This is a genomic window from Streptomyces sp. NPDC045022 (assembly GCF_056432605.1).
The window spans coordinates 111,776-138,049 of sequence record NZ_JBWKIR010000022.1 but is presented as its reverse complement, the minus strand read 5'-3'; the positions used below and the strand labels follow the sequence as shown (position 1 = coordinate 138,049).

Annotated in this window: 22 protein-coding genes and 3 pseudogenes; 19 read left to right on the top strand and 6 right to left on the bottom strand. The window is 73.2% G+C overall.

The genetic code is table 11. From position 1 onward, the window contains the following. Nucleotides 1-195 (top strand): annotated as a pseudogene (locus AC07C1_RS31035) (SAM-dependent methyltransferase); the annotation flags it as partial. Here the strand turns inward: AC07C1_RS31035 and AC07C1_RS31030 are convergent. Beyond that, nucleotides 196-485, bottom strand: a pseudogene (locus tag AC07C1_RS31030) (hypothetical protein). 137 nt (nucleotides 486-622) lie between these two features. On the opposite strand from AC07C1_RS31030, the gene AC07C1_RS31025 reads away from it, so the two are divergent. The 10 genes and pseudogenes from AC07C1_RS31025 to mug all read left to right on the top strand — a co-directional run bounded on the left by AC07C1_RS31025 (nucleotide 623) and on the right by mug (nucleotide 11,192). Next, the gene (locus tag AC07C1_RS31025) at nucleotides 623-1,465 is read left to right on the top strand and encodes an ABC transporter ATP-binding protein (protein WP_478944350.1); all 843 of its coding nucleotides are present in this window, start codon (nucleotides 623-625) and stop codon (nucleotides 1,463-1,465) included. 3 nt (nucleotides 1,466-1,468) lie between these two features. Next, nucleotides 1,469-4,036, top strand: coding sequence for an ABC transporter permease (locus AC07C1_RS31020; RefSeq protein ID WP_478944349.1), 2,568 nt, complete (start codon nucleotides 1,469-1,471; stop codon nucleotides 4,034-4,036). Between the two features lie 81 nt (nucleotides 4,037-4,117). Next, nucleotides 4,118-5,011 (top strand): LLM class F420-dependent oxidoreductase, encoded by an 894-nt coding sequence (locus AC07C1_RS31015; protein ID WP_478944347.1) that lies wholly within the window; start codon nucleotides 4,118-4,120, stop codon nucleotides 5,009-5,011. Nucleotides 5,012-5,017: 6 nt separating this feature from the next. Beyond that, nucleotides 5,018-5,482: pseudogene (locus AC07C1_RS31010) on the top strand (GNAT family N-acetyltransferase); the annotation flags it as partial. A gap of 152 nt (nucleotides 5,483-5,634) precedes the next feature. Continuing rightward, a complete protein-coding gene (locus tag AC07C1_RS31005; protein ID WP_478944345.1) occupies nucleotides 5,635-6,978 on the top strand; it encodes a hemolysin family protein in 1,344 nt (447 codons plus the stop codon). Beyond that, nucleotides 6,975-7,988: a hemolysin family protein gene (locus tag AC07C1_RS31000; protein ID WP_478944343.1), complete on the top strand. Its 1,014-nt coding sequence runs from the start codon at nucleotides 6,975-6,977 to the stop codon at nucleotides 7,986-7,988. Before AC07C1_RS31005 ends, AC07C1_RS31000 begins: the two co-directional genes overlap by 4 nt. 94 nt (nucleotides 7,989-8,082) lie before the next feature. Next, nucleotides 8,083-8,880 carry an SGNH/GDSL hydrolase family protein gene (locus AC07C1_RS30995; RefSeq protein ID WP_478944341.1) on the top strand — a complete coding sequence of 266 codons (798 nt, stop codon included), beginning with the start codon at nucleotides 8,083-8,085 and terminating at the stop codon, nucleotides 8,878-8,880. A 112-nt stretch (nucleotides 8,881-8,992) separates the two neighbouring features. Beyond that, entirely contained in the window at nucleotides 8,993-9,139 is a 147-nt protein-coding gene (locus tag AC07C1_RS30990) for a DUF4326 domain-containing protein (RefSeq protein WP_478944339.1), read from the top strand. 59 nt (nucleotides 9,140-9,198) lie between these two features. Next, nucleotides 9,199-10,641, top strand: coding sequence for an adenylosuccinate lyase (gene purB, locus AC07C1_RS30985; RefSeq protein ID WP_478944337.1), 1,443 nt, complete (start codon nucleotides 9,199-9,201; stop codon nucleotides 10,639-10,641). A gap of 62 nt (nucleotides 10,642-10,703) precedes the next feature. Beyond that, nucleotides 10,704-11,192 (top strand): G/U mismatch-specific DNA glycosylase, encoded by a 489-nt coding sequence (gene mug, locus AC07C1_RS30980; RefSeq protein WP_478944335.1) that lies wholly within the window; start codon nucleotides 10,704-10,706, stop codon nucleotides 11,190-11,192. A 107-nt stretch (nucleotides 11,193-11,299) separates the two neighbouring features. On the opposite strand, the gene AC07C1_RS30975 is transcribed toward mug, so the two are convergent. The 3 genes from AC07C1_RS30975 to AC07C1_RS30965 are packed head-to-tail and all read right to left on the bottom strand — an operon-like array spanning nucleotide 11,300 to nucleotide 13,424. Further along, nucleotides 11,300-11,743, bottom strand: coding sequence for a hypothetical protein (locus AC07C1_RS30975; protein WP_478944333.1), 444 nt, complete (start codon nucleotides 11,741-11,743; stop codon nucleotides 11,300-11,302). A 41-nt stretch (nucleotides 11,744-11,784) separates the two neighbouring features. Continuing rightward, nucleotides 11,785-12,501 (bottom strand): ABC transporter permease, encoded by a 717-nt coding sequence (locus tag AC07C1_RS30970; protein WP_478944332.1) that lies wholly within the window; start codon nucleotides 12,499-12,501, stop codon nucleotides 11,785-11,787. A gap of 2 nt (nucleotides 12,502-12,503) precedes the next feature. Then, complete coding sequence (locus AC07C1_RS30965) at nucleotides 12,504-13,424, bottom strand: ATP-binding cassette domain-containing protein (protein WP_478944330.1); 921 nt, start codon at nucleotides 13,422-13,424, stop codon at nucleotides 12,504-12,506. A gap of 108 nt (nucleotides 13,425-13,532) precedes the next feature. On the opposite strand from AC07C1_RS30965, the gene AC07C1_RS30960 reads away from it, so the two are divergent. From AC07C1_RS30960 to AC07C1_RS30950, 3 genes are all read left to right on the top strand, one after another. Further along, nucleotides 13,533-14,687, top strand: a complete 1,155-nt coding sequence (locus AC07C1_RS30960) for a sensor histidine kinase (RefSeq protein ID WP_478944328.1) — start codon at nucleotides 13,533-13,535, stop codon at nucleotides 14,685-14,687. 14 nt (nucleotides 14,688-14,701) lie between these two features. Beyond that, the gene (locus tag AC07C1_RS30955) at nucleotides 14,702-15,358 is read left to right on the top strand and encodes a response regulator (protein WP_478944326.1); all 657 of its coding nucleotides are present in this window, start codon (nucleotides 14,702-14,704) and stop codon (nucleotides 15,356-15,358) included. A gap of 528 nt (nucleotides 15,359-15,886) precedes the next feature. After that, complete coding sequence (locus AC07C1_RS30950) at nucleotides 15,887-17,044, top strand: ROK family protein (RefSeq protein WP_478944324.1); 1,158 nt, start codon at nucleotides 15,887-15,889, stop codon at nucleotides 17,042-17,044. A gap of 628 nt (nucleotides 17,045-17,672) precedes the next feature. Here AC07C1_RS30950 and AC07C1_RS30945 read toward each other — a convergent pair. Together AC07C1_RS30945 and sigJ are read right to left on the bottom strand one after the other, a co-directional pair. Then, nucleotides 17,673-18,434, bottom strand: a complete 762-nt coding sequence (locus AC07C1_RS30945; RefSeq protein ID WP_478944322.1) for a GntR family transcriptional regulator — start codon at nucleotides 18,432-18,434, stop codon at nucleotides 17,673-17,675. 236 nt (nucleotides 18,435-18,670) lie between these two features. Further along, a complete protein-coding gene (sigJ, locus tag AC07C1_RS30940; protein WP_478944321.1) occupies nucleotides 18,671-19,552 on the bottom strand; it encodes an RNA polymerase sigma factor SigJ in 882 nt (293 codons plus the stop codon). Between the two features lie 121 nt (nucleotides 19,553-19,673). On the opposite strand from sigJ, the gene AC07C1_RS30935 reads away from it, so the two are divergent. The 5 genes from AC07C1_RS30935 to AC07C1_RS30915 all read left to right on the top strand — a co-directional run bounded on the left by AC07C1_RS30935 (nucleotide 19,674) and on the right by AC07C1_RS30915 (nucleotide 25,727). Continuing rightward, nucleotides 19,674-20,327 (top strand): NADPH-dependent F420 reductase, encoded by a 654-nt coding sequence (locus AC07C1_RS30935; RefSeq protein WP_478944366.1) that lies wholly within the window; start codon nucleotides 19,674-19,676, stop codon nucleotides 20,325-20,327. A 105-nt stretch (nucleotides 20,328-20,432) separates the two neighbouring features. Continuing rightward, the gene (locus tag AC07C1_RS30930) at nucleotides 20,433-21,263 is read left to right on the top strand and encodes an alpha/beta fold hydrolase (RefSeq protein WP_478944319.1); all 831 of its coding nucleotides are present in this window, start codon (nucleotides 20,433-20,435) and stop codon (nucleotides 21,261-21,263) included. A gap of 478 nt (nucleotides 21,264-21,741) precedes the next feature. Beyond that, the gene (locus tag AC07C1_RS30925; RefSeq protein WP_478944317.1) at nucleotides 21,742-23,328 is read left to right on the top strand and encodes an alkaline phosphatase D family protein; all 1,587 of its coding nucleotides are present in this window, start codon (nucleotides 21,742-21,744) and stop codon (nucleotides 23,326-23,328) included. Nucleotides 23,329-23,475: 147 nt separating this feature from the next. Further along, nucleotides 23,476-23,934, top strand: coding sequence for a hypothetical protein (locus AC07C1_RS30920; protein ID WP_478944315.1), 459 nt, complete (start codon nucleotides 23,476-23,478; stop codon nucleotides 23,932-23,934). Nucleotides 23,935-24,263: 329 nt separating this feature from the next. Further along, nucleotides 24,264-25,727: a GNAT family N-acetyltransferase gene (locus AC07C1_RS30915; RefSeq protein ID WP_478944313.1), complete on the top strand. Its 1,464-nt coding sequence runs from the start codon at nucleotides 24,264-24,266 to the stop codon at nucleotides 25,725-25,727. Nucleotides 25,728-26,274: the final 547 nt, after the last annotated feature.

The window sequence follows — 26,274 nt, the reverse complement described above, 5'->3', positions numbered from 1 at the left end:
CCGCTCACCCGCAGGCGACTTGACCTGCCCCACCCTCGCCACACCACAACCAACGAGAGCAGGACAGCTAAGTCACTGGCATTGCGGCTAGGCCCGCTCCGGCGGGTGTCGCTTCCGGAGCGGGGCCCGGCGCTGCCGACCTCGTACTGCGCGCTGGGTGTCGCCTGGCGGCCCGACGAGCCGGACGCGCGCTGATCAGCTGCTCCAGCGGCGCAGCTCCCGCACGATCCCGTCGACGCTCGCCGCGCCGTCCTTGACCAGCCGGGCGAGGTCGCGGGCCTGCTCGGGTGTGGTGGCGACCTGGACGCCGTCGGCGATCAGGTAGGCGTAGGCGACCGCCGAGGCGAAGAGGGGACGGCCGAGACCAGCGCGCCCCAGTCGGTGACCTGCGGGTCCCCGGGCGTCCTCTGTCCGGCGAGCATGAGCAGCCAGGCGAGGCCGATACCCGGTTCGTCCAAGGGATCGGTGGCGGCCTTCACCGGCATCGGTGCCGCGGGCCCCGGTGAACGCGCGCACGTGGGCCGTGTCCTCGGGCCGTGGAGGGATTCCGGCTGTGGGGCGGGTCACACTAGGCTCAGCCCGGACCAACGAGTCGGGACGTCGAGGCGACCGGGAGGCGGTCTTGTCCACATCTGCTGCGGAGCACGCCCCGGGCCGCGCGCCGGACGGCGGTGCGGCGGCCCGCGCCCGCGCGCTGACCAAGGCGTACGGCTCCGGTGAGACGGCCGTCATCGCCCTGGACTCGGTGGACGTGAGCATCGCGCGCGGCCGCTTCACGGCCGTGATGGGCCCCTCGGGGTCCGGGAAGTCCACGCTCCTGCACTGCCTGGCGGGCCTCGACACCGTGTCGGCCGGTCAGGTGTGGCTGGGCGAGACCGAGATCACGGGACTGAGGGAACGGGAACTGACCCGGCTCAGGCGGGACCGTATCGGGTTCATGTTCCAGTCGTTCAACCTCATCCCGACCCTGACCGCCGCCGAGAACATCACGCTGCCGATGGACATCGCGGGCCGGAAACCCGATGAGAAGTGGCTGGACCAGGTCATCGACACCCTCGGCCTGCGTGAGCGCCTGACGCACCGGCCCGCGCAGTTGTCCGGCGGTCAGCAGCAGCGGGTGGCGTGCGCGCGGGCGCTGGCCTCCCGGCCCGAGCTGATCTTCGCCGACGAGCCGACCGGCAACCTGGACTCGCGGGCGGGACTCGAGGTGCTGGGCTTTCTGCGCGGCGCCGTCGACGATCTCGGTCAGACCGTCGTCATGGTCACCCACGACCCGGGGGCCGCGGCCCACTCCGACCTGGTGCTGTTCCTGGCCGACGGGCGGATCGTCGACGAGATGGAGCGGCCTACGGCGGAGGCCGTCCTGGAGCGCATGCGCGTTTTCCCCGGGGGAAACCCCCAGGCTCCCGGCTTCCCCGTGGCCCGCGCCGGGCTCGGCGACGACGTCACCGTCCAGGAGGACTGAGCGGTGCTCAGGGCGACCCTGCGGAGTTTCCTCGCGCACAAGGGGCGGCTGGCTCTGTCCGGGCTGGCCGTGCTGCTGTCCGTGGCGTTCGTCTCGGGCAGTCTGATCTTCTCCGACACCGTCACCCGTACCTTCGACCGGCTCTTCGCCTCCACCGCCGCCGATGTGACCGTGGGGCCGAAGGAGGACCTGCGGTCGGCCCGGTCGACCGGTGCGGTGCAGACCGTGCCCGCGGCGCTCCGGGACCGGGTGGCGAAGGTCGCCGGGGTCGCGGCGGCCCACGCGGACGTGTCGGTGCGGAACGTCGTGGTGGTCGACAGCCGCCACAGGTCCGTCGGCCCGACCACCGGCGCCCCCACCATCGCCAGTTCCTGGCACGTCAGCCACCGCAGCCCGGTGAAGCTGACCTCCGGTCACCCGCCGCACGGTGCGGGTGAGGCGCTGCTGGACGCCGACACCGCCGGCAGGAAGGACGTACGGATCGGTGACACGCTGACCGTGCAGGCGCAGCCGGGCACGTTCGAGGTCCGGGTCGTCGGCATCGCCACGTTCACCACGACGAACCCGGGCTCCGCCCTGGTCTACCTGGACCCGGCGGTGGCCGGCCGGGAACTGCTCGGCTCCGCCGCGAAGGCGACCGGCATCTCGGTGGACGCGGCGAAGGGCGTGACCGACGCGCAGCTCAAGCGGCGCATCGGTGCGGCGATCGGCACCGGCACCTACGACCTGAAGACCGCGAACGAGCACGCCAAGTCGGCCGCGGCAAACCTCGGCACCTTCCTCGATGTGATCAAGTACGTGATGCTGGGCTTCGCCGGTGTGGCGCTGCTCGTCGGCGTGTTCCTCATCGTCAACACCTTCTCCATGCTCATCGCCCAGCGCACCCGGGAGCTGGGCCTGCTGCGGGCGCTGGGCGCGGACCGGCGACAGGTGCGGCGGTCGGTGCTCACGGAAGCGCTGCTGCTGGGGCTGGTCGGCTCCACGCTGGGCCTCGCGGCCGGGATCGGGCTGGCCCTCGGGCTGATCCGGCTGATGAGCGCGTTCGGGATGAACCTGAAGGCGACGGAGATGGTGATCGGCTGGGGGACGCCCGTCGCGGCGTACGTCGTCGGTCTCGGCGTCACCTTCGTGGCCGCCTATCTGCCCGCGCGGCGCGCGGCGGCCGTCTCCCCGATGGCGGCGCTCGCGGACGCCGAAGCGGCCGGGGTGGGCAAGCCCTTGACGGTGCGGGCGATCGCCGGGGCCGTCGTCGGGGCGGCCGGTGCCGCCGCGCTGGCCGGGTGTGCGGTGGCCACGAAGACCGCGCAGGCGGCTTCCCTGCTGGGGCTCGGTGTGGTCCTGACGCTCATCGCGACCGTCGTCGCCGGTCCGCTGCTGGTGCGGCCGGTGATCCGGGTGCTGGGCGCGGCCTTCCCCGCGCTGTTCGGTCCGGTCGGACGGATGAGTCAGCGCAACGCCTTGCGCAATCCGCGCCGTACCGGAGCCACGGCCGCCGCGCTGATGGTCGGCCTCGCCCTCGTCGCCGGGATGTCGGTGGCGAGCGCCTCCCTGTCCGCGTCGTTCGACCGGCAGATCGACAGGACGCTGGGCGCCGACTTCATCGTCCAGAACGCCAACTTCACGCCGTACACCAAGGAGGTCACGGACCTGGTGGGCGCGACGCGCGGCGTCGGGCTCGTCGTAAGGCAGCGGCTCAGTCCCGTCGCCGTACGGCTGCCGGACGGCGAACGGGTCAGGACGAACGCCGCCGGATACGGGCCCCGGCTCGACGACGTCGTGCACATCACCTACGCGCGCGGCGGTTCGGCGGCCGCGCTGGCGGACGGGCACCTCGCCATGGACGCCGGCTTCGCCGCGGACCACGGTGTGCGGGCCGGCAGCGTGGTCCCGGTCGAGTTCCCGGGCGGACGCCGGGCCGAGCTGACGGTCGGGGCGCTCACCGACCAGGGCTCGGCCGAGGGCTTCGGCAGCCAGGGCGGCATCTTCTTCGGTCTCGGCACGCTCGAGAAGTACGTGCCGAACGGGCAGGACTCCGCGCTGTACGTCAACGCGGCCCCCGGGACGAAGGCGGCGGACCTGCGGCCCCGCCTGGAGCGTGCGCTGAAGCCGTTCCCGCAGGTCCAGGTGCGCAATCAGACCGACTACAAGAAGCTCGTCCACGACCAGATCGCCGTGCTGCTCTACCTGGTGTACGCGCTGCTCGGGCTGGCGATCGTCATCGCCGTGCTCGGCGTGGTCAACACCCTCGCGCTGTCGGTGGTGGAGCGCACCCGGGAGATCGGGCTGCTGCGTGCGATCGGGCTCGGGCGGCGGCAGTTGCGCCGGATGATCCGGCTGGAGTCGGTGGTGATCGCGGTGTTCGGCGCGGTCCTGGGGCTGGCGCTGGGGCTCGTGTGGGGCGTGTGCATGCAGCAGGTGCTGGAGTTGCGCGGACTGACGGCGCTCGCGATCCCCTGGGGCACGATCGTCGCGGTCGTGATCGGCTCGGCGGTGGTGGGCGTCGTGGCGGCCCTGCTGCCGGCGTTGCGGGCGTCGCGGATGAACGTGCTGGCGGCGATCGCCCACGAGTGACGGCGCCGCATTCCCGGGCGCGCCGCGGACGTGATGGAATCGCGGGGCCAGAGTCAAGTCACTTACTCACGGGGAGAGTTCATGCCGCGTCCGTTCCGCTTCGGGGTCAACCTGCTCACTCCCGCGCCGGCCGACGAGTGGCGCGCCAAGTGCCGTAGGGCCGAGGAGCTGGGGTACGACGTGATCCTCGTCCCCGACCACCTCGGCCTGGTCGCGCCGTTTCCGGCGCTGGTCGCCGCGGCCGAGGCGACCCAGCGGCCCCGGCTCGGCACGTTCGTGCTCAATGCGGGCTTCTGGAATCCGGCGCTGCTGGCGCGCGAGGTGGCGACCACGGACGCGCTGACCGGCGGGCGCCTCGAACTCGGCCTCGGCACCGGGTACGTCCGGGCGGAGCACGAGGCGGCCGGGCTGCCGTACGGTTCGCCGCGCGAGCGGGTGGACCATCTCCGGCGCACGGTCGAGGAACTGGACCGGCTGCTGGGTTCGGACGAGCACCGGCACGAGCCCCGGCCCGTCCAGTCCCGGGTGCCGCTGCTGATCGGGGCCAACGGCGACCGGATGCTGCGCCTGACCGCCGAGCACGCGGACATCGCGGCCTTCACCGGGGCCCGTCCCGGGAGCGCTCCGGGCGCGCTGGAGCCCCTCACCGCCGAGGAACTGGACGAGCGGGTGGCCCGCTACCGCGAGCTGGCGGCGGACCGCGCGGTACCGGCCGAGCTGAATCTTCTGCTCCAGCTCGTGGCCGTCACCGAGGATCCCGAACCCGTCGTGAAGCCGCTGCTGGAGCACCAGTCCGAGCTGACCGCGGAGCAGGCGCTGGCCCTGCCCATCGTGCTGGCCGGCCCCCTCGACGACGTGGTCGCGAAGGTGCGGGCGCAGCGCGAGCGGTTCGGCTTCTCGTACCTGACCGTCCTGGAACCGTCCATGGAGGCGTTCGCGCCGGTGATGGAACGGCTGCGGGAGGAGTCCGCATGATGGAATTTCCCGGAGCCGGCACGCCGGTCGCGGTTCGATGACCGCATGACCGAGCTGCGGATACGCCCTGCCGTCCCCGACGACCTCGACTCCGTCCTCGCCTTCTGGAAGACGGCCGCCGAGGGCGCGAGCATCAGCGACGACCGGGCAGGTGTGGAGCGGCTGGTCGCCCGTGACCCGGAGGCGCTCATCCTCGCCGAGTCGGAGGGCGAGCTGGTCGGCACGGTGATCGCCGGCTTCGACGGCTGGCGGTGCCATCTGTACCGGCTCGCGGTGCGTCCGGAGCGGCGGCGGCAGGGTATCGGCTCGGCGCTGCTGGCCGCCGCCGAGGAACGCTTCGTACGGCTCGGCGGGCGGCGGGCGGACGCGATGGTGCTGGTCCGCAACGAGACCGGGCAGCACGCCTGGCGGGCCGCCGGGTACGGGCCGGAGGAGCACTGGCGGCGCTGGGTGAAGCCGCTCACCGACTGAGACCGACCACCCTCTTTGCTGATCCTTTACCATAGAGGGAGCACTCGTCCCTCTATGAAAGGTTGTGAGCGTCCGCCCATGGGCGAGCCTCCCGGGCCGCGACACCGCGCGTCCTCCCCTGCCCTGTCCGATCATGGGACGGGGGTGACCCGATGACCGAAGTGCTGCTCCTTCTGGTGGCGATCCTGCTGTCGCTCGCCTGCGGCGCCTTCGTGGCGGCGGAGTTCTCGCTGACCACGGTCGAGCGCGGCGCGCTGGAGCGGGCGGCCGAGCGCGGCGAGCGCGGCGCCGCGGGCGCCCTGAAGGCCGTACGGAACCTGACCTTCCAGCTCTCCGGCGCACAGCTCGGCATCACCGTCACCAACCTGGTGGTCGGCATGCTCGCCGAACCGTCCGTCGCCAAGCTGCTCGCCGGGCCGTTCGAGGCGATGGGCCTGTCCCCGACCACGGCGAGTTCGGTCGCGCTCGTGCTGGGCACGGGCCTGTCGACGCTGTTCCTGATGGTCGTCGGCGAGCTGGTGCCCAAGAACTGGGCGATCTCCTCCCCCCTGGCCATGGCGAAGCGGGTGGGCGGCGCGCAGCGCTGGTTCAGCGCGGCCTTCCGGCCCTTCATCACGCACCTGAACAACACGGCCAACCGTTTCGTGCGCCGGCTCGGCATCGAGCCGGCCGAGGAACTGGCCTCCGCGCGCGGTCCGCAGGAGCTGGCCGCCCTGGCCCGGCACTCCGCCAAGGCGGGCTCCCTGGAGGCGGACACCGCCGAGCTGTTCGTCCGGACGCTGAACCTGGCCGACCTGACGGCGGAGAACGTCATGACCCCGCGCGTCCAGGTCATCGCCCTCGACACCCAGGCCACCTGCGAGGACGTGGCCAACGCGACCCGGGCCACCGGCCTGTCCCGGTTCCCGGTCTACCGGGGCAGCCTGGACTCGGTGGTCGGCATCGCCCACATCAAGGACGTACTGGCCGTGCCCGCCGAGCGGCGTCGCCACCGCCGCGTCTCCCAGGTGATGCGCGAGCCGCTGCTGGTGCCGGAGTCCCTGACCGTGGACCGGCTGCTGGACCGGCTCTCCGGCAGGCGCACCATGGCCGTCGTCATCGACGAGTACGGCGGCACGGCCGGCGTGGCGACGCTGGAGGACATCGTCGAGGAGGTCGTCGGCGAGGTGCGGGACGAGCACGATCCGCACGAGACGCCCGACATCGCCCCCTCCGGGGCGGACGCCGTCGGCCGGGCCCTGTACTCGGCCGACGGCGCCGCCCGCATCGACCAGCTCGCGCGCGTGGGCCTGCGCGTGCCCGAGGGGCCGTACGAGACCCTGGCCGGCCTGGTCGCCGCCGAGCTGGGCCGGATACCCGAGAACGGTGACGCCGTCGAGATCGCCGGCTGGCGGCTGGAGGTGGTGGACGACTCCGGCCGCCGGGCGGCCCGGGTCCTGCTGCACGCGCCGCTGGACGACGACAGGTCCGACGAGACGCCGGAGGGAGCGCGATGACCGCCGTACAGCTGCTGATCGGCCTGGCGACCCTCGTCGTCAACGCCTTCTTCGTGGGCGCCGAGTTCTCGCTGATCTCCGTGCGCCGCTCGCAGGTCGAGCCGCTCGCCCAGGAGGGCGACCGGCGGGCGAAGAGCGTGCTGTGGGGCCTGGAGCACGTGTCGGCGCTGCTGGCCGCCGCCCAGCTCGGCATCACGCTGTGCACCCTGGTACTCGGAGTGGTCGCCGAACCGGCGATCGCGCACCTGCTGGAGCCGGTGTTCCACGCGGTGGGCGTGCCCGTGAGCGCGGGCCACGCCGTGTCCTTCGTGATCGCGCTGACCCTGGCGACCTATCTGCACATGCTGCTGGGCGAGATGGTCCCCAAGAACATCGCGCTCGCTGAACCGGTGCGCAGCGCGCTGCTGCTGGGCCCGCCCCTGGTCGCGCTGTCCCGGGCGCTGCGTCCGGTGATCTTCACGGTCAACGCGATCGCGAACGGGCTGCTGAAGCTGCTGCGCGTGGAGGCGCGGGACGCGGTGGCCGCGACGTTCACGGACACCGAACTCGCCGAGATCGTCAAGGACGCCAGCGAGGCCGGCCTGATCGACGACCGGGCGCAGGAACGACTGCACGACGCCCTCGAGCTGGGCAGCCGGCCGGTGCGGGACGTGGTGGTGCCGCTGGAGCGCGTGGTGTACGCGCGCGTGGGCGTCACCCCGGAACAGCTGGAGCGGCTGTCGGCCGAGTCGGGCTTCTCCCGCTTCCCGGTGGTCGACGCGGCACGGCGGATCGTGGGCTACCTGCACGTCAAGGACGCGCTGGACGCCTCTCCGCGGGACGTGCCGTTCCGGCTGGAGGACATGCGGCCCATCCCGCGGGTGCGCGAGCGGACCCCGCTGGACGACGTGCTCACCGCGATGCGGCGCAGCCGGACGCATCTCGGGGCCGTGCTCGGCGACGACGGCCGGCTGGCGGGGCTGGTGACCATGGAGGACGTGCTGCAGGAGCTGTTCGGGCAGCCTGCGTGAGACCTCTCTTCCGCGGGCGGGCACGGAGGCCTCTGGCGAGGAGCCGAGGGCGACCGACCGGTGGGTATGGAGCCGGGATACCATCGCTGTCGCCATGCAGACGAATCCCACAGCTCCCACGCACCCCATGTACACCAGCCTGGTCGCGGTCGGCGACTCCTTCACCGAGGGCATGTCGGACCTGCTGCCCGACGGCACCTACCGGGGCTGGGCCGACCTGCTCGCCGCGCGCATGGCGACCCGCACGCCCGGGTTCCGGTACGCCAACCTCGCCGTGCGCGGGAAGCTGATCGGACAGATCGTCGATGAGCAGGTGGAGGTGGCGGCGGCCATGAACGCCGACGTCATCACGCTGGTCGGCGGGCTCAACGACACCCTGCGGCCCAAGTGCGACATGGGCCGGGTCCGGGCCCTGCTGACCGAGGCCGTGGAGCGGCTGGCCCCGTCCTGCCGGCAGCTCGTGCTGATGCACAGCCCCGGCCGCCAGGGCCCGGTGCTCGAGCGGTTCCGACCGCGCATGGAGGAGCTGTTCGCCTGCGTGGACGAGCTGGCCGACAAGCACGGCGCCGTGGTCGTCGACCTGTACGGGGCGCTCTCGCTGGCCGATCCGCGGCTGTGGGACGTGGACCGGCTCCATCTGACGACGGAGGGGCATCGCCGGGTCGCCGAGGCGGTGTGGCAGACGCTCGGGTACGAACCGGAGGACACCGACTGGCATGTGCCGATGGCGGCCACGCTCCCACCGGGCTGGATGACCCGGCGGGTGGCTGACATGCGCTTCGCCCGGCAGCACCTGCTGCCATGGATAGGCCGGCGCCTGACCGGCCGCTCCTCCGGCGACGGCCGCCCGGCGAAACGGCCGGAGCTGCTGCCGTACGAGGGCCCGGCGTAGCCTCTCGGTCACGGCCACCCGCGTGATCGGTGCCCGGGGCCGGAGGCACGAGTCCGGTCCCCGGCCGGAGCACGCGCCCGCCGGAGTGGTCCGCGCCGGCCGCCGCCGGACGATGAAGCAGAGGTACCCGGCGGACCAGCCGGAGCAGCTGGACCTGGTCGCCGAGGTGTGCGGCAAGGCGCCGGCCAGCCGGTGCGCACCGCAGCCCTGCCACGCGGATGTCCTGCCCCAGCCGGACGAGGTGACCGGGGTCTCGTAGCTTCCGCCGAACAACCCCGTGGCGCTGGCCTGCACGAACCGCCAGTAGACTCTGGACACGTGACTTCTGCGCCCGCCAAGCCCCGCATCCCGAACGTCCTCGCCGGACGCTACGCCTCGGCCGAGCTAGCCACGCTCTGGTCCCCCGAGCAGAAGGTGAAACTGGAGCGGCAGCTCTGGCTCGCCGTGCTGCGGGCCCAGAAGGACCTCGGCATCGAGGTGCCCGACGAGGCGATCACCGACTACGAGCGTGTCCTCGACACCGTCGACCTGGCCTCGATCGCCGAGCGCGAGAAGGTCACCCGGCACGATGTGAAGGCGCGGATCGAGGAGTTCAACGACCTCGCCGGGCACGAGCACGTGCACAAGGGCATGACCTCCCGTGACCTCACCGAGAACGTCGAGCAGCTGCAGATCCGGCTCTCGCTGGAGCTGATGCGCGACCGCACGGTGGCCGTGCTGGCGCGCCTCGGCAAGCTGGCCGGTGAGTACGCCGAGCTGGTCATGGCCGGCCGCTCCCACAATGTCGCCGCCCAGGCCACCACCCTCGGCAAGCGCTTCGCGACCGCCGCCGACGAGCTGCTCGTCGCGTACGGCCGAGTCGAGGAGCTGCTGCACCGCTACCCGCTGCGTGGCATCAAGGGCCCGGTCGGCACCGCGCAGGACATGCTGGACCTGCTCGGCGGTGACGCGGCGAACCTCGCCGAGCTGGAGAACCGGATCGCGCGGCACCTGGGCTTCTCGCAGGCGTTCACCTCGGTCGGCCAGGTCTACCCGCGCTCGCTGGACTACGAGGTCGTCACCGCGCTGGTGCAGCTGGCGGCGGCGCCGTCCTCGCTGGCCAAGACGATCCGGCTGATGGCCGGGCACGAGCTGGTCACCGAGGGCTTCAAGCCGGGTCAGGTCGGCTCCTCGGCGATGCCGCACAAGATGAACACCCGCTCCTGCGAGCGGGTCAACGGCCTCATGGTCATCCTGCGCGGCTATGCCTCGATGACCGGTGAGCTGGCGGGCGACCAGTGGAACGAGGGCGACGTGTCCTGCTCGGTGGTGCGCCGGGTCGCGCTGCCGGACGCGTTCTTCGCACTGGACGGTCTGCTGGAGACGTTCCTGACGGTCCTCGACGAGTTCGGCGCCTTCCCGGCCGTCGTCGCCCGTGAGCTGGACCGGTACCTGCCGTTCCTGGCCACCACCAAGGTGCTGATGGGCGCGGTGCGGGCCGGGGTCGGCCGCGAGGTCGCGCACGAGGCGATCAAGGAGAACGCCGTGGCCACCGCGCTCGCCATGCGCGAGCAGGGCGCCGAGCGCAACGATCTGCTCGACAAGCTCGCCGCCGACGAGCGGTTGCCGCTCGACCGCGAGCAGCTGGCGGCGCTGATGGCCGACAAGCTGTCCTTCACCGGTGCGGCGGCGGACCAGGTCGGTGTGGTCGTCGGCCGGATCGAGGAGATCGTCAAGCGGCATCCGGAGGCCGCCGGATACACCCCCGGGGCGATCCTCTGACCCGCTGTCCCCGCTTCACGAAGGCGGAGCTGGAGGCCGCCCGCGACCGTCTCGTCCCGGACGTGGTCGCGGGCGGCCTCCATGTGCTGTTCTGTGGCATCAACCCGGGACTGATGACGGCGGCGACGGGCCACCACTTCGCCCGCCCGGGCAACCGGTTCTGGCCGGTGCTGCACCTGTCCGGGTTCACGCCGAGGCTGCTGAAGCCGGCCGAGCAGCGGGAACTGCTCGCGTACGGGCTGGGCATCACGAACGTGGTGGCGCGGGCGACCGCGCGTGCGGACGAGCTGACCGCCGAGGAGTACGTCGAGGGCGGGCGGCTGCTGACCGCCAAGGTGACGCGGCTCGGGCCGAGGTGGCTGGCCGTGGTCGGCGTGACCGCGTACCGGGCCGCGTTCGGTGACCGCACCGCCGGGGTCGGGCCGCAGGAGCGGACCATCGGGGACACCCGGGTGTGGGTGCTGCCCAATCCCAGCGGCCTGAACGCGCACTGGACGGCGGCGACGATGGCGGAGGAGTTCGCCCGCCTGCGCACGGCGGCGGAAGCCTGAACGCCTGGCTGCGGGGGCTGAGCGCCCGGCTGCTCACGGTGGCGGGCGCAGTCCCGGTCCGGCCGGTCGAGGCACGCCCCGGCCGGTCGAGTGCCCGCTCCGGCCGGTCAGGGAGGGTCCGTTTCCGTGATAACCGCCAGCAGCTGGAACGGCAGTTCATCGCCCCACCGGGACACCCCGAGGGCGATCCAGCGGTCCGCCTCCGGCACCCGCCACAGGTGGACGTCCGGCACATGACCGCTCAGCCCGGCCCACGGCTCCGCCCCGTCCTCGCCCACGATCGTCCGCTCCAGGACGCTGTACAGGCTGAAGTTCTGCGGTGGCCCCCAGCGCTCGGTGAGCCGCTCCGCCAGCGCGTCCCGGTCGGCCTCGTACTGCGCCTCGGCCTCCTCCCGCTCGGTGCCGTCGTCGTCCGAGAAGTCGGCGCTGCTCTGTAACTCGGCTATCAGGTACCCCGGGCCGCCCGTGCCGACGTCCGTCCTGCCGCGCTCGGCCGGGAAGTCCCGGGCGCACAGCCGGTCGATCACAGCAAGGTGGTTCGCGATGTCCATGCGATCCAGTAAAGCGGGACCCACTGACAATTGGCGGCCCGTCAGGCGTCCCTGCGGTCGAGGGTCCATGCGCCCGCGAGCAGGGCCGCCGCCGTCCACAGCGCGGTGACCGCGAGCCCGCTCCACGGGCCGAGGGGGCCGTCCCAGGTGCTGTGCAGGGCCACTTGGCCGGCCCGGTCGGGCAGGAAGTCGGCCACTCCACCGGACAGGTCGCCCACGACGAAGGACACGATCAGCAGGAACGGGATCAAGAGGGAGAGGGTCACCACCCCACTGCGCAGCACGGCCGCGAGTCCGGCGGCGAACAGGGCCATCAGCGTCAGATGCAGCCCGCAGCCGACGGCACCGCGCAGCCCCTCTTCCCAAGTCGGCCGGGAGTCCGCGAGGAGGGTCCTGCCGACCAGCAGCGTCAGCACGCCGGTGAGCAGGCCGACCGCCAGCACGGACAGGGCGATCGCCGCCGCCTTCGCGGCGAACCAGCGCCGCCGGTCGGGCACCGCCGCCAGCGTCAGCCCCAGTGCACCGGCCCTGAACTCGGACGCGACGGCCGCCGTTCCGAAGGCGATCGCGGCGACCTGCCCGAAGCCGATACCGAAGAACACCGAGAACAGCGGGTCGGAATCGCCCCCGTCGGCCTCGGCCGGCGCGAGCGCGGCGAACGCGGCGGTGACGACCAGCATCGCCGCCAGACCGCCGAGCAGCGAGCGCAGGGTCCGGATCTTGATCCACTCGGAGTGGAGCAGGGGTGCGAAAGGCATGGTCAGGCCTCCTGGTGCTGCGCGGTGAACTCGGCCTCGGCCGCGGTCAGGTCGAGGTAGGCCTGCTCCAAGGTGGCCTGCTCGGCGGCCAGTTCCAGAGCGGGGATGCCCGCCTCGGCCATCAGACGGCCGAGGTCCTCCACGCGCGCGTGCCGCACGGTCCACGTCCCGTCCTCCCCGCGGGAGGCTTCGTGGCCGTGCCGGGCCAGGAGGTCGCCGAGGGCGCCGGGTTCGGTGGTGCGGATCCTGACGTGGGGCCGTACACGCGCGTGGATGAAGTCCTGGACCGGTGTGTCGGCGAGCAGGCGCCCGCGGCCGAGGACGACCAGGTGGTCGGCGAAGACGGCGGTCTCGTTCATCAGGTGGCTGGAGACCAGGACGGTACGGCCCTGCGCGGCGAGTCGGCGCAGCAGGGTCCGGACCCAGACGATGCCTTCGGGGTCGAGGCCGTTGGCGGGCTCGTCGAGCAGGATCACCTCGGGGTCGCCGAGCAGGGCGGCGGCGATGCCGAGTCGCTGGCGCATGCCGAGGGAGTAGGTCTTCACCCGGCGCCGTGCCACCGCGGCGAGTCCGGTCTCCTCCAGGACCGTGTCGATCCGGCGGGCGGGGATGCGGTTGCTCGCCGCCAGGGCGCGCAGATGGTCGTGCGCGGTGCGCGAGCCGTGTGCGGCCCCCGCGTCCAGCAGGGCGCCCACCCGGCGCAGGGGTTCGCGGAGTTCGGCGTAGGCGCGGCCGCCGATCACGGCGGTGCCGGAGGTCGGCCGGCCGAGGCCGAGGACGAGCCGCATGGTGGTGGACTTGCCGGCGCCGTTGGGGCCGAGGAAGCCGGTGACACGGCCGGGGCGGACGCTGAAGGTGAGGCGGTCCACGGCCCGCCGTCCGCCGTACTCCTTGGTGAGGTCGCGTACGTCGATGCTGGTCATGACCACCAGCGTGGCCGGGCGGGCGCGTCGGCACCTCCCCCGCCGGTGGGGATCGTCTCCCCCGTGCGGGGGAGGCCCGTTGTCGGTGCCGGCTGCGACGATGGCCGCATGAACCACTTCCTGCGCCCGCTGCTGCGCGGGACGACGTACACACGCCTGCTGCATCTGTGGGTGCCCATGCTGATCGTCAGCGTGTGGCTCTTCATCGACAAGTCGACTCCTTGGGTGCCGGCACTCCTCATCGTCCCGTTCGGTCTCGTGCCCGCCGTGCGGATGGGCGAGGGCGTGCAGGCACGGCTGCTGCTGACGCCGGGCCCGGCGGAGCCGGGCATCTCCGTGACTCCTTCGGCGAGTTGGCGGGACCGGCTGCGCACGATGCTGTGGCTGGAGCTGCGGATGGCGCTCGGCTGGCTGACCGCGATGGCCACGGTGTGGCCGCTGATGGTCGCCTACGAGCTGGGGAGGTGCGGCTGGGGACAGGCGCCCTCCGGTGTTCCGCTGCTGGACCGGCTGCCGCCGAACCGGGCGTACGCCCTGCTGGTCCCCCTGCCGCTGCTCGCCCTGTACGGGTCCGTCGTCGGACTCGGCCTGCTCGTCACGGCCTGCGCGCGCGGCCTTCTCGGGCCGTCGGCCGCCGAGCGGCTGGCCGCCCTGGCGGAACGCACCGACCAGTTGCTCGAACGCACCCGAATCGCACGGGAGTTGCACGACTCCATCGGGCACGCCCTGACGGTGGCGGTGGTGCAGGCGGGTGCGGCGCGGGCGGCGGGCGATACGGCGTTCACCGACCGGGCGCTGGATGCCATCGAGGAGACCGGACGCGCCGCTCTGGCGGACCTGGAACGGGTGCTCGGGGTGCTGCGCGAGTCGGAACGGCCGGTGAGCGCCCGGCCCACGCTGGCCGACGCCGACCGGCTCCTGGAGTCGGCCCGCGCCTCCGGTGCCGAGGTCGACGCCGAGGTGGCCGGCCCCGTGGCGGCGGTGCCCGGGCCGGTCTCGCACGAGGGATATCGCATCCTCCAGGAGGCGCTCACCAATGTGCTGCGGCACGCGGGTGCCGTGCCCGTGCGGGTCCGGGTGGCCGTCGCCGGCGGCACGCTCGCCCTGGAGGTCCGTAATCCACTGCCGGCTGCCCCGCCCGGGTCCGGGCGGGGCAGCGGGCTGCGCGGCATACGGGAGCGCGCCGCTCTGCTCGGAGGCAGCGCCCGTACCGGGCCGGACGAGGGTGACTGGCAGGTGCGCGCGGAACTGCCGCTCGGCTGATCTACGCTGACCGGATGCCGGTCACCGTTCTCCTCGTCGACGACGAACCCCTGGTCCGCGCGGGACTGCGCGCCGTGCTGGAGGCGCAGCCCGACATCGCGGTGGTGGGCGAGGCGGCCGACGGGGCGGCGGTCATCCCGCTGGTCCGCCAACTGCGCCCGGACGTGGTCGCGATGGACGTCCGCATGCCGCTGATGGACGGGATCGAGGCCACCCGTGCGGTGCTGCGCACCGTCGACGCGCCGCCCAGGATCCTCGTGGTGACCACCTTCGAGGACGACGAGTTCGTGTACGAGGCGCTGCGCGCGGGTGCCGACGGTTTCCTGCTGAAGCGGGCCCGGCCGGCCGAGATCGTGCACGCGGTGCGTCTGGTGGCGGAGGGCGAGTCGTTGCTGTTCCCCGCCTCCGTGCGACGACTCGCCGCCCGGTACGGCGACGGCGGCCGCCCGGCCCGTGCAGTGCTGGAGCGGGCCCGGCTGACGGAACGGGAGGCGGAGGTGCTGCGGCTCATGGCGCGGGGGCTGTCGAACGCGGAGATCGCCGAGCGGCTGGTGGTGGGAACCGAGACGGTGAAGTCGCATGTGAGCGGCGTACTGGCCAAGCTCGGCGCGCGCGACCGCACGCAGGCGGTGATCGCGGCGTACGAGTCGGGATTCGTGGCGCCACGCTGACGAAGAGCGCTCGGCGACCCGGCTGTCGCGGCGCTGTTCGACGGCGGCCTGCGCGTTCGGGTCTTCGGGGCTTTGGGATGACGGTGCTCTACGGCACTGCCGGTGCTCTACGGAGCCCGCGCGTCCGGGTCTGCCGCACTGCCGACGCTCCACGACCGACCACGCGTCCGGGTCTGCCGCACTGCCGGTGCTCCATGGCCGCCCGCGCGTTCGGCTCTGCCGCACTGCCGGTGCTCCATGGCCGCCCGCGCGTTCGGCTCTGCCGCGCTGCCGGTGTTCCACGGCGGCCCACGCGCCTGGGTCTGCCGCACTGCCGGTGCGTCCCGGAACTGCCGGTGCTCCACGGCCCCGCCCGTCCGACTCTGCCGCACTGCCGGTGTTCCACGGCGGCCGGCCCACGCGTCGGGCTCGTCGTGCCGCGCCGGGTTCAGGGTGGTCCGCTGGGCCTGGCGAAGCCCGGCACTCGCCGGGGTGGGCCGGGCCGAGTACGATCCGGCCAACACGCCCGGCGAGCTGGAAGGACGGACGGTGGGGCAGCTGACCGGTGGCGATCCCTCGCTGCTGCGAAGGATCAATTCCGCGGTGGTGCTGCACGCGCTGCGTGCCACGGAGTGCGCGACGCTCACCGAGGTCACCCGGGTCACCGGACTGTCCCGGCCGACCGTCGAGGGCGTCGTCGAAGGGCTCATCGAGGCCGGGCTGGTCGTGGAGACGGCGGCCGACGACAGCACCGCGCGCCGTCAGGGGCGGCCCGCCCGCCGGTTCCGGTTCCGCGCGGAGGCGGGGCATCTGCTGGGCCTGGAGATCGGGCCGCACCGGGTCGCCGCGCTCCTGTCCGACCTGGACGGGCGGGTACTGGGCGCGCAGGCCAAGGAGGTGGACGAGACCGCCCCGGCGGACGAGCGGCTCGACCGGCTGCGCGGCGCGGTCGCCGAGCTCCTGCGCCGGGCCGGGATCGCGCGCAGCTCACTGCGGGCGGTGGGCGTGGGCACGCCGGGCATCGTCGAGGCCGACGGCACCGTACGGCTGAGCACGGCCCTGCCACAGTGGACGGGCCTCAAGCTCGGTGACCGGCTCAGCCGATCCTTCAAGTGTCCGGTGCTGGTGGAGAACGACGCCAACGCGGCAGCCGTAGCCGAGCACTGGAAGGGGGCGGCGACCGAGACCGACGACGTGGTGTTCGTGCTGGCCGGGCTGAGTCCCGGGGCGGGCGCGCTGATCGGTGGGCGGCTGCACCGCGGTTACGGCGGGGCGGCCGGGGAGATCGGGGCGCTGCATCTGCTGGGCCGGGAGGCGACGCCGGAGACGCTGCTGTCCACCACTGACCAGCCGCTGCATCCGCTGGACGAGCAGGCGGTCGCCGAGGTGTTCGCGCTGGCCCGCGGGGGCGACCAGCGGGCGCGGGCGGCCGTGGCGCGGTTCATCCAGCGGCTCGTGCACGACGTGGCCGCGCTGGTGCTTGCCCTCGATCCGGAACTGGTCGTGATCGGTGGCTGGGCGGCCGGTCTCGACGGCGTCCTGGAACCGCTGCGCCGGGAACTGGCCCGCTACTGCCTGCGGCCACCCCAGGTGACGCTGTCCCTGCTGGGCGAGGCGGCCGTGTCCACGGGCGCGCTGCGGCTCGCCCTGGACCACGTCGAGGAGCAGCTGTTCGCGGTCGACGGCACGGTGACGGCACGGCGCTGACCCGGTCGGGTAGCGATGACACGCGGCTACGGACATCGGTGTGCCGGCCGGCTCCGGACCTCGCCGACAGCCGGCTCAGGTCATCGGTGATTCCCACCTCTGATGCGTCCGGCTCCCGTCCCCGGTGCGTCCGGCTCCACTCTTGGTGCGGGTCGCTCCCGGCCCCGGCGCGTCTGATTCCCCGTCTGGCTCCCCTCTTCGGACATCGATGCGACCGGCGCTGGTCACGTGTGACTCGCGGCCCAGTCACCTGTGACGCCCCGCTCCACGGTGCTGTGGCGCCGGGCCGGTGGGCGTCGGGCGAGGCCGCGACAGCGGCCCGCGCCCGGCGCTCGCCGCCCGCGCCAGCGGCCCGTCACCGGTGAAACGCCGCGCGCCCCGGTGGAGTTCCGGGGCGCGGTCGGTGCGATGCGGGGCGCTCCGGCGGGCGGGTTCAGGGCGTCCGCCGGAGGCCGGCCGACGGCTGGGCGAACACCGCGCGGCGTGCGGCAAGCAGGCTCAAGGCGCCCGCTCCCTGCCGATCAGCCGCTGCGCGAGCGCCGAGCCGCGTGCGGCGGACGCGGTCAGGACGCCCGCTGCACGTTCGCCAGGGCGCTCACCTACCGCCAGGCGGAGGTTCGCGCGGGGCTCAGGACGCCTGCCGCTCGGGGTCGTGGTCTATCTCCACGCCGGCCGAGTCGCCGAAGGTCAGCCGGCAGGTGTCCGCGCGGTACGTCGCCACGGACAGGGCCGCGGTACGGCCCTGGGCGAAGAAGCGGGTGGTGACGACGAGGACGGGCGAGCCGGGGAGCCGGTCGAGTTCCTTGGCGTCGTCCGCGCGCGCGGAGCCCAGCTCGACGGCGCGGTCCTGACCCTCCAGCTCGAGGTGCTGCAACTCGCGCAGCACCGCACGCGCGCGTGCGGTGCCGGACGGGGCGTCGATGGCGGTGAGGTCGGGCACCGAGGCCGCGGGGATGTAGAGCAGTTCGGTGGCGACACGCTGGCCGTGGGACGTGCGGGAGCGGCTGACCGTGTGGACGGGCTCGTCCGAGCCGGTCTCCAGCGCCGCGGCGACGGCCGTCGGCGGGACCGCCAGGGCACTGTCGACGGGCTGCCAGTCGTCTGAGGGGGCCCCCGGCCAGGTGTGCTGCTCGGTGCCGACGGCCACGCCCACGCGCGGGGGCGCGACGGTGGTGCCGACGCCGCGTCGGCGCTGCAGCCGACCCTCCAGCTCCAGCTGTTCGAGGGCTTGGCGGAGCGTGGCACGGGCCACGCCGAAGCGGGCGGCGAGTTCGCGCTCGTTGGGCAGGATCTCACCGACCGAGAACTCGGAGTCGAGTGCCTCACTGAGCACGGTCTTGAGATGCCAGTACTTCGGTTCCGGCACCGATTCCAGCTGCGTGGTCCCCACCCTGTCCTCCGCAAGAGCCGTGGTCCGGCGGTTTTTAGCGCCCTTGTTTATTAAAGGTTGTTGCACTTATCTGCGACCATAGGGCCGCCGACACCCTTGGTCAAGACCAATCCTCGTCGCCTTGGGCGACGCACGGACGGCGCGCCGCTGAGCGTTCACGAGGCGTTCGTACGGGACGGTGCGTGTGACATCGCGGCAAAGCCCCCGTCGTACGACGGGGGCTCACGGCGCGCGGCTCAGCGGTCGACGAGGTGCCGCAGCTTGTCGGGGTTGCGGACGATGTACACGGTGGCGACGCGGCCGGCGACGACGTCCACCTGGAACAGACTGTCGGGCTTGTCGCCGGACAGCGCCAGCACGGCGGGCCCGCCGTTGACTTCCAGGAAGCGGAAGGACAGCGCCCCGGCGGTGCGGGCGACCCCGACGAGGAAACGGGCGACCTTGTCGGCGAGGTGCAGCGTCCGCACCGGTGCCTTGGCCTTGCCGCCGCTGTCGCCGACCAGGCGGACGTCCGGGGCGAGCAGGGACATCAGCCCCTCCAGATCGCCGTCGCCCGCGGCGGCGAGGAATCGTTCGGTCAGGTCCCGCCGCTGGGCCGGGTCGACCTCGTAGCGCGGTCGCCGCTCGGCCACGTGCCGGCGAGCCCGCCCGGCGAGTTGCCGTACCGCCGCCTCGCCGCGGTCGAGGAGGGTGGCGATCTCGGCGTACGGGTAGCCGAAGGCCTCCCGGAGCACGAAGACGGCCCGCTCCAGAGGCGACAGGGACTCCAGGACGACGAGAACGGCGAGGGAGACCGTGTCGGCGAGCACGACGCGGTCGGCGGTGTCGGGGGCGGTGTCGCCGAACTCGGTGAGGTACGGCTCGGGCAGCCAGGGCCCTGGATACGCCTCGCCGCGCGCCTGCACCTGGCGCAGCCGGTCGATGGCCAGGCGGGTGGTGATGCGCACCAGGTAGGCGCGGGGTTCGCGGACCTCCGCGCGGTCCGCGCCGGACCAGCGCAGCCAGGCGTCCTGGACCACGTCCTCGGCGTCGGCGACCCGGCCCAGCATGCGGTAGGCAACCCCCGTGAGCAGGGGCCGGTGTTCTTCGAAGACATCGGTCGTGAGGTCGGCGTTCACCTCCCCATCCCATCCGACACGCCCAGTGGGTGTCCACCCGGAATGGGCGTGTCCGAGGCCGCTCCGGACCACAATGACCGCGGACCGCCGGTGGCCGGCGGCCGGCGACCTGGAGGGTCCGATGCGGTACGCGGTGCTGGGCACGGGCGAGGTGGGCCGCACGCTGGGCGGCAGGCTGGTGGAGCTGGGGCACGAGGTGACGCTCGGATCTCGCTCCAAGGACAACCCGCTGGCGCGGGAGTGGGCCACGGTCGCGGCGGGCCGGGCCCACGCGGGGACGTTCGCGGAGGCCGCCGCGGCGGCCGAGGTGGTCATCAACGCGGTGGGCGGCCGGGTGGCGCTCGACGCCCTGGGGGCCGCGGGCGCGGAGCACCTCGACGGCAAGATCGTGGTGGACGTCTCCAATCCCCTGGCGTTCGAGGACGGGGAGCCGCGCCTGGATCCGGTGGAGTCGGACAGCGTGGGCGAGCAGATCCAGCGGGCCTTTCCGCACGCGCGCGTGGTGAAGACGCTGAACACCGTCAACTGCCAGGTGATGGTGGAGCCGGGGCGGGTGCCGGGTGAGCACAACGTCTTCGTATGCGGTGAGGATGCCGGTGCCAAGGAGCAGGTGACGGCGCTGCTGGCGGAGTTCGGGTGGCCGGCGGAGCGCGTGCTGGATCTGGGCGGTATCCGGTCGGCACGCGCGGTGGAGATGTATCTGCCGCTGTGGCTCACCCTGTTCGGCGGGTTCGGGAACGCCGACTTCAACATCGAGGTGCGCCGGGCGCGTTGAGGGCCGGTACGCCGGTGTGGTGCAAGCACCCTGGGGCTACCCGTCGGTAGCAATTGCTGACAAGCTGTCTACGGCGTCCGTCAGCACCCAGACGAGGAGCACCCCATGTCCGCCACCGTCTCCTTCAAGGTCCCCACCCCGCACGGCCCGAAGGACGTGACCGTGTCCTACGAGCGCGTGGGACACGGCGAACCGCTGGTCCTCCTGCACGGCATCGGCCATCACCGGCAGGCCTGGGACCCGGTCGTGGACATCCTCGCCACCGAGCGCGAGGTGATCGCCGTCGACCTCCCGGGCTTCGGCGCCTCCCCCGCCCTGCCCGGCGACCTCCCCTACGACCTGCCCACGACCAACTCGGTGCTCGGCTCGCTGTTCGAGACACTGGACCTGGACCGCCCGCACATAGCGGGCAACTCGCTGGGTGGCCTGCTCGCCCTGGAACTGGGCCGCGAGAAGCGCGTACGGTCCGTCACGGCCCTGTCCCCGGCCGGTTTCTGGACGGAGGCCGAGCGCCGGTACGCCTTCGCGGTGCTGCTCGCGATGCGCGGCATCGCCCAGCGTCTCCCGCTGCCGCTGGTGGAACGGCTGAGCCGCACCGCGGCCGGCCGTACCGCGCTGACGAGCACCATCTACGGACGCCCGGCCCGCCGGGCGCCGGAAGCCGTGGTCGCCGAGACGCTCGCCCTCGTCGGAGCCACCGGCTTCGACGCGACCCTGCGGGCGGGCGCCGCCGTCCGGTTCACCGACGACCTGCCGGGCCTGCCGGTCACCGTGGCCTGGGGCACCCGCGACCGGCTCCTCCTCCGCCGGCAGGGCATCCGCGCCAAGCAGCTGATCCCGCACGCCCGGCTGGTGCGGCTGCCCGGTTGCGGCCACTGCCCGATGAACGACGACCCGGCGCTGGTCGCGCGGGTGATCCTGGACGGCAGCCGCTGAGCGGTCGGTGGGCAAACGGCAGGCGCGCGCCTGCCGGCCGACGTCGCGGAAAGGTCGGCGAACAGGCGGGCACACCACGCACCCGCTGCCCGGTTTCGTGAAGGGGATGGTGAACAGGCCAGTCTCACGCACCGGTTGCCCGGCCCGGCAAAGAGGACGGCGGACGAGCCGGCATCACGCACCCCGCTGTCCGACCCCACGAAGAGGACGGCGCGCACGGTGGCCGGTGTCCGGGGGGAACGGCCCTCCGCCTGTGTCGACGCTGTCGCACGCGCGCGTACCGGCGGTTTCGCGGAGCGGCCGGTCCCGGAGGCCCCCGGGCGTCCGGCCGACGGGCCATCGGCCACAGCGCCCGCCCCCGACCGGAACCCCCGGCCCCCAACGGCCCGTTGTTCACTTCGGGTTTCCGTGCGCGCCGCAGCGCCCCAGTAGGTGTGGCTCTGCACACTGGCCGGATCCCGTCCCTGGAGGCGCAGCCATGTCACACCGTCCGTTCCCCGGCCGCCGCAGCGTTCTGCGCGGCTCCCTCGCCGCGTCGGCGGCCCTCACCCTGCCCGTGGGCCTCGGCGCGGCCCCGGCGTTCGCCCGCTCCGGGCGCCCCCAGGCGGGCTGGGGCGTGCAGACGGGCGACGTGAGCGCCGATTCCGGTCTGGTGTGGGTGCGGTCGGACCGGCCGGCCCGGATGATCGCGGAGACCTCGGCCACCGAGTCGTTCCGGAACCCGCGCAGATGGCACGGCCCGCTGCTGGGCGCAGACACGGACTTCACCGGCACCACCCGGCTGCACGGACTGCCGTCGGGCGAGCAGATCCACTACCGCGTGCTGCTCGCCGACCCGGACGACCCGCGCCGCACCGGCGAGCCGGTGACAGGGACCTTCCGTACCGTCTCCCGGCACCGGCGCGACGGCATGCGGTTCCTGTGGTCGGGCGACCTGGCCGGCCAGGGCTGGGGCATCAACCCCGACCGCGGCGGCTACCGCATCTACGACGCGATGGCCAAGCTCGACCCCGACTTCTTCCTGTGCAGCGGCGACAACATCTACGCCGACGGCCCCATCACCGCCACGCAGGCCCTGCCCGACGGCAGCACCTGGCGGAACATCACCACCGAGGAGAAGTCGAAGGTCGCCGAGACCTTGGCCGAGTACCGGGGCAACTTCCGCTACAACCTGCTCGACGCGAACCTGCGCCGGTTCAACGCCCAGGTGCCCTCCGTCATCCAGTGGGACGACCACGAGGTGCGCAACAACTGGTACCCCGGCGAGGTGATCGCCGCCACCGACACCCGGTACACCGAGAAGAGCATCGACGTCCTCGCCGCCCGCGCCCGGCGGGCGTTCAGCGAGTACTTCCCTGTTTCCTCGCTGCGGCCTGGCGCGCGGGAGGGGCGCGTCTACCGGGTGCTGCGCCAGGGCCCGCTGCTGGACGTGTTCGTGCTGGACATGCGGACCTACCGCAACGCCAACTCCACCGATGGCCAGGCCGTCGACCCGCAGGGCATCCTGGGCCGTGAGCAGCTGGAGTGGCTCAAGCGGGAGCTGGCCCGCTCCCGTGCGGTGTGGAAGGTGATCGCCGCCGACATGCCGATCGGGCTGGTGGTGCCCGACGCGACCGAGAACCGGCCGAACTTCGAGGCGGTGGCCCAGGGCGACCCGGGCGTGCCGCTCGGCCGCGAGCTGCAGATCGCCGAGCTGCTGCGGTTCATCAAGCACCGGCGGATCACCGGCACCCTGTGGCTCACGGCGGACGTGCACCACACCTCCGCCCAGCACTACCAGCCGTCGCGGGCCGCGTTCACCGACTTCGAACCGTTCTGGGAGTTCGTCTCCGGGCCGCTCAACGCCGGTGCGTTCCCGGCGAGCGCGCTGGACGACACCTTCGGCCCGGAGCGGGTGTTCGTGAAGGCGCCGACCGCGTCGAACGTCTCGCCCGCGGGCGGGTACCAGTTCTTCGGCGAGGTCGACATCGACGGCGGCAGCGGCGAGCTCACGGTACGGCTGCGGGAGCAGGACGGCACCGTGCTGTTCACGCAGACGCTCCAGCCGGGCCGGGTCGGCCAGTAGGCACCGGCGGGGCCGCCGGGTCCCGTACCCTTCACTTCGTGCCGCGCACCGGCGTCATCCCCCGGAGCGCGGCACCGCAACTCCCCCAGCGCATCGGCGTTTTCGCAGCTCAGGCCGATTGTCAGTGGTCGCCTCTACGGTTTTTCCATGACACGATCACTGCAGGCCGTGGCCTGTCGCCGACCCTCCGCGCCGAAGTCCGTCGCGGACGGGCGCCGACTCGGGCTGGAAACGTCGGCTTTTCAGACCTCGCCTCAGGTGACGGCCGCGAAGCTGCTCGCGGTGTACGACGAGGTGGTGCCGCCCGCCCCCGAGCCGGTGCGGCTCCCGCCGGCGCCGGAGACGGCGGTGGAACCGGCCGAGGAGGCCGGGGCGCTGCCGGCGTCCGCCCGTGACGGCGTCGCGGCGTTCGAGCGGACGCTGGACGGTCTGGTGCGCCATGCCTACCGGGCCCCGGACGCGCTGCGCGAGGCGCTCGCACCGGTCGTCGCGCATCGCTGGCGGGCGACCGGGGACGACTCCCACTGGCCGCGTCTCGATGCCCGCTTCGCAGCACCCGTTACGGCACGCCCGACGCCCGCGAGAGCCTCGACCTGCTCCTCGTGACCCTGCACGACAAGGTGCGCACGGCCATACCTGTGCGTGGCGTACGGGCTCGGCGCATGGCACGCGGAGGCCCGGCTCCTCCGCCGTGGACGCCCTGCCGACGCTCGCCGCGCGAGGCCGGCCCGATACGGCCGGGTCGGGCGCGCACCCGGGCCAGGCGGTGCGGCGTGGTGCGGTGAAAGCGCAGCGGCCGGCCGACTCGGCGCGGACGGCGGCCCCCATCACGCAGGTCCCGAAGTAGAAAATGCAGCAAATGGGGCGGAGCATGCTTTACCCATAGGTCACAAACAGTTCGCGATCACGCAACACCCTTCCTTCACAGTGGTTGCATGACTCCAGAGATGTCTGATGTGACCCGGACGAAGCACGGACGGCCCGTGCACCACTGGCGGCGGGATGTCGTCGAACTCGCCGCGCTCTTCACGGCCGTGGCCGTGGCGGACGCGGTGGCCAACATGATCGGCCACGGGCCCGACGGCCCGGCGCTGCTGGTGATCTCGGCGATCGTGCTGGCGGCGACGGCGGGCTTCCACGTCTGGTGGGCAAGGCGCCATGGACACGCACCGCCGGTCAGCGATACCGGTGCCCGGCCGACCGCCGAGACGCGGTCGGCCGGGCCCGCCGGGCAGCCCGTCACCGAGCAGCCCGGCGCCACCACGGAGGACATGACCGGCACCGGCGCGCTGTGGCGGATGCGGACGACGGTGAAGGACAAGCCGGGTTCACTGGCCGCGCTGTGCACGGCGCTGGGTGAGCGGCGCGTCGACATCCTCAGCCTGCAGACGCACCCGCTGGCGGACGGCACGGTGGACGAGTTCCTGCTGCGGGCGCCGGGTGCGCTGCCGGCGGCCGAGATCACCCGGGTGGTCTCGCTGGCCGGGGGCACGTCCACCTGGATCGAGCGGGCCGACGCCCACGACCTGGTCGACGCCCCCACCCGGGTGCTCGGCCTGGCGGCCCGTACCGCGCTGGACGCCGCCGAACTCCCGCTGGCGCTACGCCAGTTGCTGGGCCGGTGCACGATCCGTTCGCTGCCCGCGACGCCGGTCGGCGGGGGCCGCGGTCCCGAGCCCGTGCCGGTCGAGGGCGTGCTGGAGGACACGGTCATGCGGCTGCGGGCGCCGGAGGGCGGCGTGCTCACCGTGGAGCGGCCGTATCTGCCGTTCACTCCGACCGAGTTCGCGCGGGCCCGGGCCCTGGTGGAGCTGGACAGCCGGCTCGGACCGCGGATTCCGCGCGGCGAGGACGTGCTGACGCTGCCCGAGGGCAACGACATCACCGTGCGCCGGGTCGACACCGGAGATGTGGCGGCGGCGAAGGCGATGCACGAGCGGTGCTCGGCGCGCACCCTCGGCATGCGCTACCACGGCCCGGTCGGTGACGCGGACCGCTATCTGAACCACCTGCTCAGTCCTCGCTTCGGGCGGACGCTGGCCGCGCAGACCACCTCGGGCCGGATCGTCGGCCTCGGGCATCTGCTGTGGGACGGTGACGAGACGGAGGTGGCGCTGCTGATCGAGGACGACTGGCAGCGGCGCGGCGTCGGCGCCGAACTGCTCGGCCGGCTGGTGGCGATGGCGGTGGAGGCCGGCTGCGCGAGCGTGTACGCCGTGACGCAGGCCTCCAACACGGGCATGGTCGCCGCGATGCGCGGGCTCGGGCTGCCCCTGGACTACCAGATCGAGGAGGGCACCCTGGTCATCACGGCCCGGCTGGACGCCTTGCCGGTCGCGTCCCACCCGCCGTACGGCACCACGCGGGAACGGCTCGGCGACCCGGCCCGGCGCGACTGACCCGACGACATCCGCAACGGCCCAGCATCTCTGCCGGGCCGTCCGCATGCGTGGTCGGCTGGGTCGCTCCGGTCGGCGGGGGTGGATGGTCGGCGGCAGGGCTGGTTGGGCTGCCGGGCTGTTTGCGACGGCCGGGCTGGTCGGACGCCGGGTTGGCAGGGGCGGCGGGGCTGGTGGGACAGCCGGGTTGGATGGGGGAGGCCAGGCCGTTTGCGACGGCCGGTCCGGTCGGACGCCGGGTCGGCGGGGGCCGCGGGGCTGGTGGGACAGCCGGGTTGGATGGGGGAGGCCGGGCTGTTTGCGACGGCCGGGCGTGGGTCGGCCCTGTTGGATGGGCGCGGCCAGGCTGTTTGCGACGGCCGGGCGGTGGGTCGGCCGGGCCTGGACGCGGGAGCCGTGCTCACCGACCCAGCCGACCGGAACCAGCCGAGCCGACCCCGAACGAACCCAGTCCACCGGAACCAACCCAGCCGCCCCGATCAGCCCAGCGGGCCATCTCGCATCAGCCGATGAGCGAATCCGCCATAACCACGCTCAGCCACGGCGG

Excerpts from the sequence above, each read along its gene's own strand:
- AC07C1_RS30955 (WP_478944326.1), top strand. The coding sequence starts at position 14,702 with ATGCCGGTCACCGTTCTCCTCGTCGACGACGAACCCCTGGTCCGCGCG.
- AC07C1_RS30935 (WP_478944366.1), top strand. The coding sequence starts at position 19,674 with ATGCGGTACGCGGTGCTGGGCACGGGCGAGGTGGGCCGCACGCTGGGC.
- AC07C1_RS30995 (WP_478944341.1), top strand. The coding sequence starts at position 8,083 with ATGCAGACGAATCCCACAGCTCCCACGCACCCCATGTACACCAGCCTG.
- AC07C1_RS30915 (WP_478944313.1), top strand. The coding sequence starts at position 24,264 with ATGACTCCAGAGATGTCTGATGTGACCCGGACGAAGCACGGACGGCCC.
- AC07C1_RS30975 (WP_478944333.1), bottom strand. The coding sequence starts at position 11,743 with ATGGACATCGCGAACCACCTTGCTGTGATCGACCGGCTGTGCGCCCGG.
- AC07C1_RS30970 (WP_478944332.1), bottom strand. The coding sequence starts at position 12,501 with ATGCCTTTCGCACCCCTGCTCCACTCCGAGTGGATCAAGATCCGGACC.
- AC07C1_RS31015 (WP_478944347.1), top strand. The coding sequence starts at position 4,118 with ATGCCGCGTCCGTTCCGCTTCGGGGTCAACCTGCTCACTCCCGCGCCG.
- AC07C1_RS30920 (WP_478944315.1), top strand. The coding sequence starts at position 23,476 with ATGACACGATCACTGCAGGCCGTGGCCTGTCGCCGACCCTCCGCGCCG.
- AC07C1_RS30965 (WP_478944330.1), bottom strand. The coding sequence starts at position 13,424 with ATGACCAGCATCGACGTACGCGACCTCACCAAGGAGTACGGCGGACGG.
- AC07C1_RS31000 (WP_478944343.1), top strand. The coding sequence starts at position 6,975 with ATGACCGCCGTACAGCTGCTGATCGGCCTGGCGACCCTCGTCGTCAAC.
- AC07C1_RS30960 (WP_478944328.1), top strand. The coding sequence starts at position 13,533 with ATGAACCACTTCCTGCGCCCGCTGCTGCGCGGGACGACGTACACACGC.
- AC07C1_RS30930 (WP_478944319.1), top strand. The coding sequence starts at position 20,433 with ATGTCCGCCACCGTCTCCTTCAAGGTCCCCACCCCGCACGGCCCGAAG.
- AC07C1_RS31005 (WP_478944345.1), top strand. The coding sequence starts at position 5,635 with ATGACCGAAGTGCTGCTCCTTCTGGTGGCGATCCTGCTGTCGCTCGCC.
- AC07C1_RS30990 (WP_478944339.1), top strand. The coding sequence starts at position 8,993 with ATGAAGCAGAGGTACCCGGCGGACCAGCCGGAGCAGCTGGACCTGGTC.
- AC07C1_RS30925 (WP_478944317.1), top strand. The coding sequence starts at position 21,742 with ATGTCACACCGTCCGTTCCCCGGCCGCCGCAGCGTTCTGCGCGGCTCC.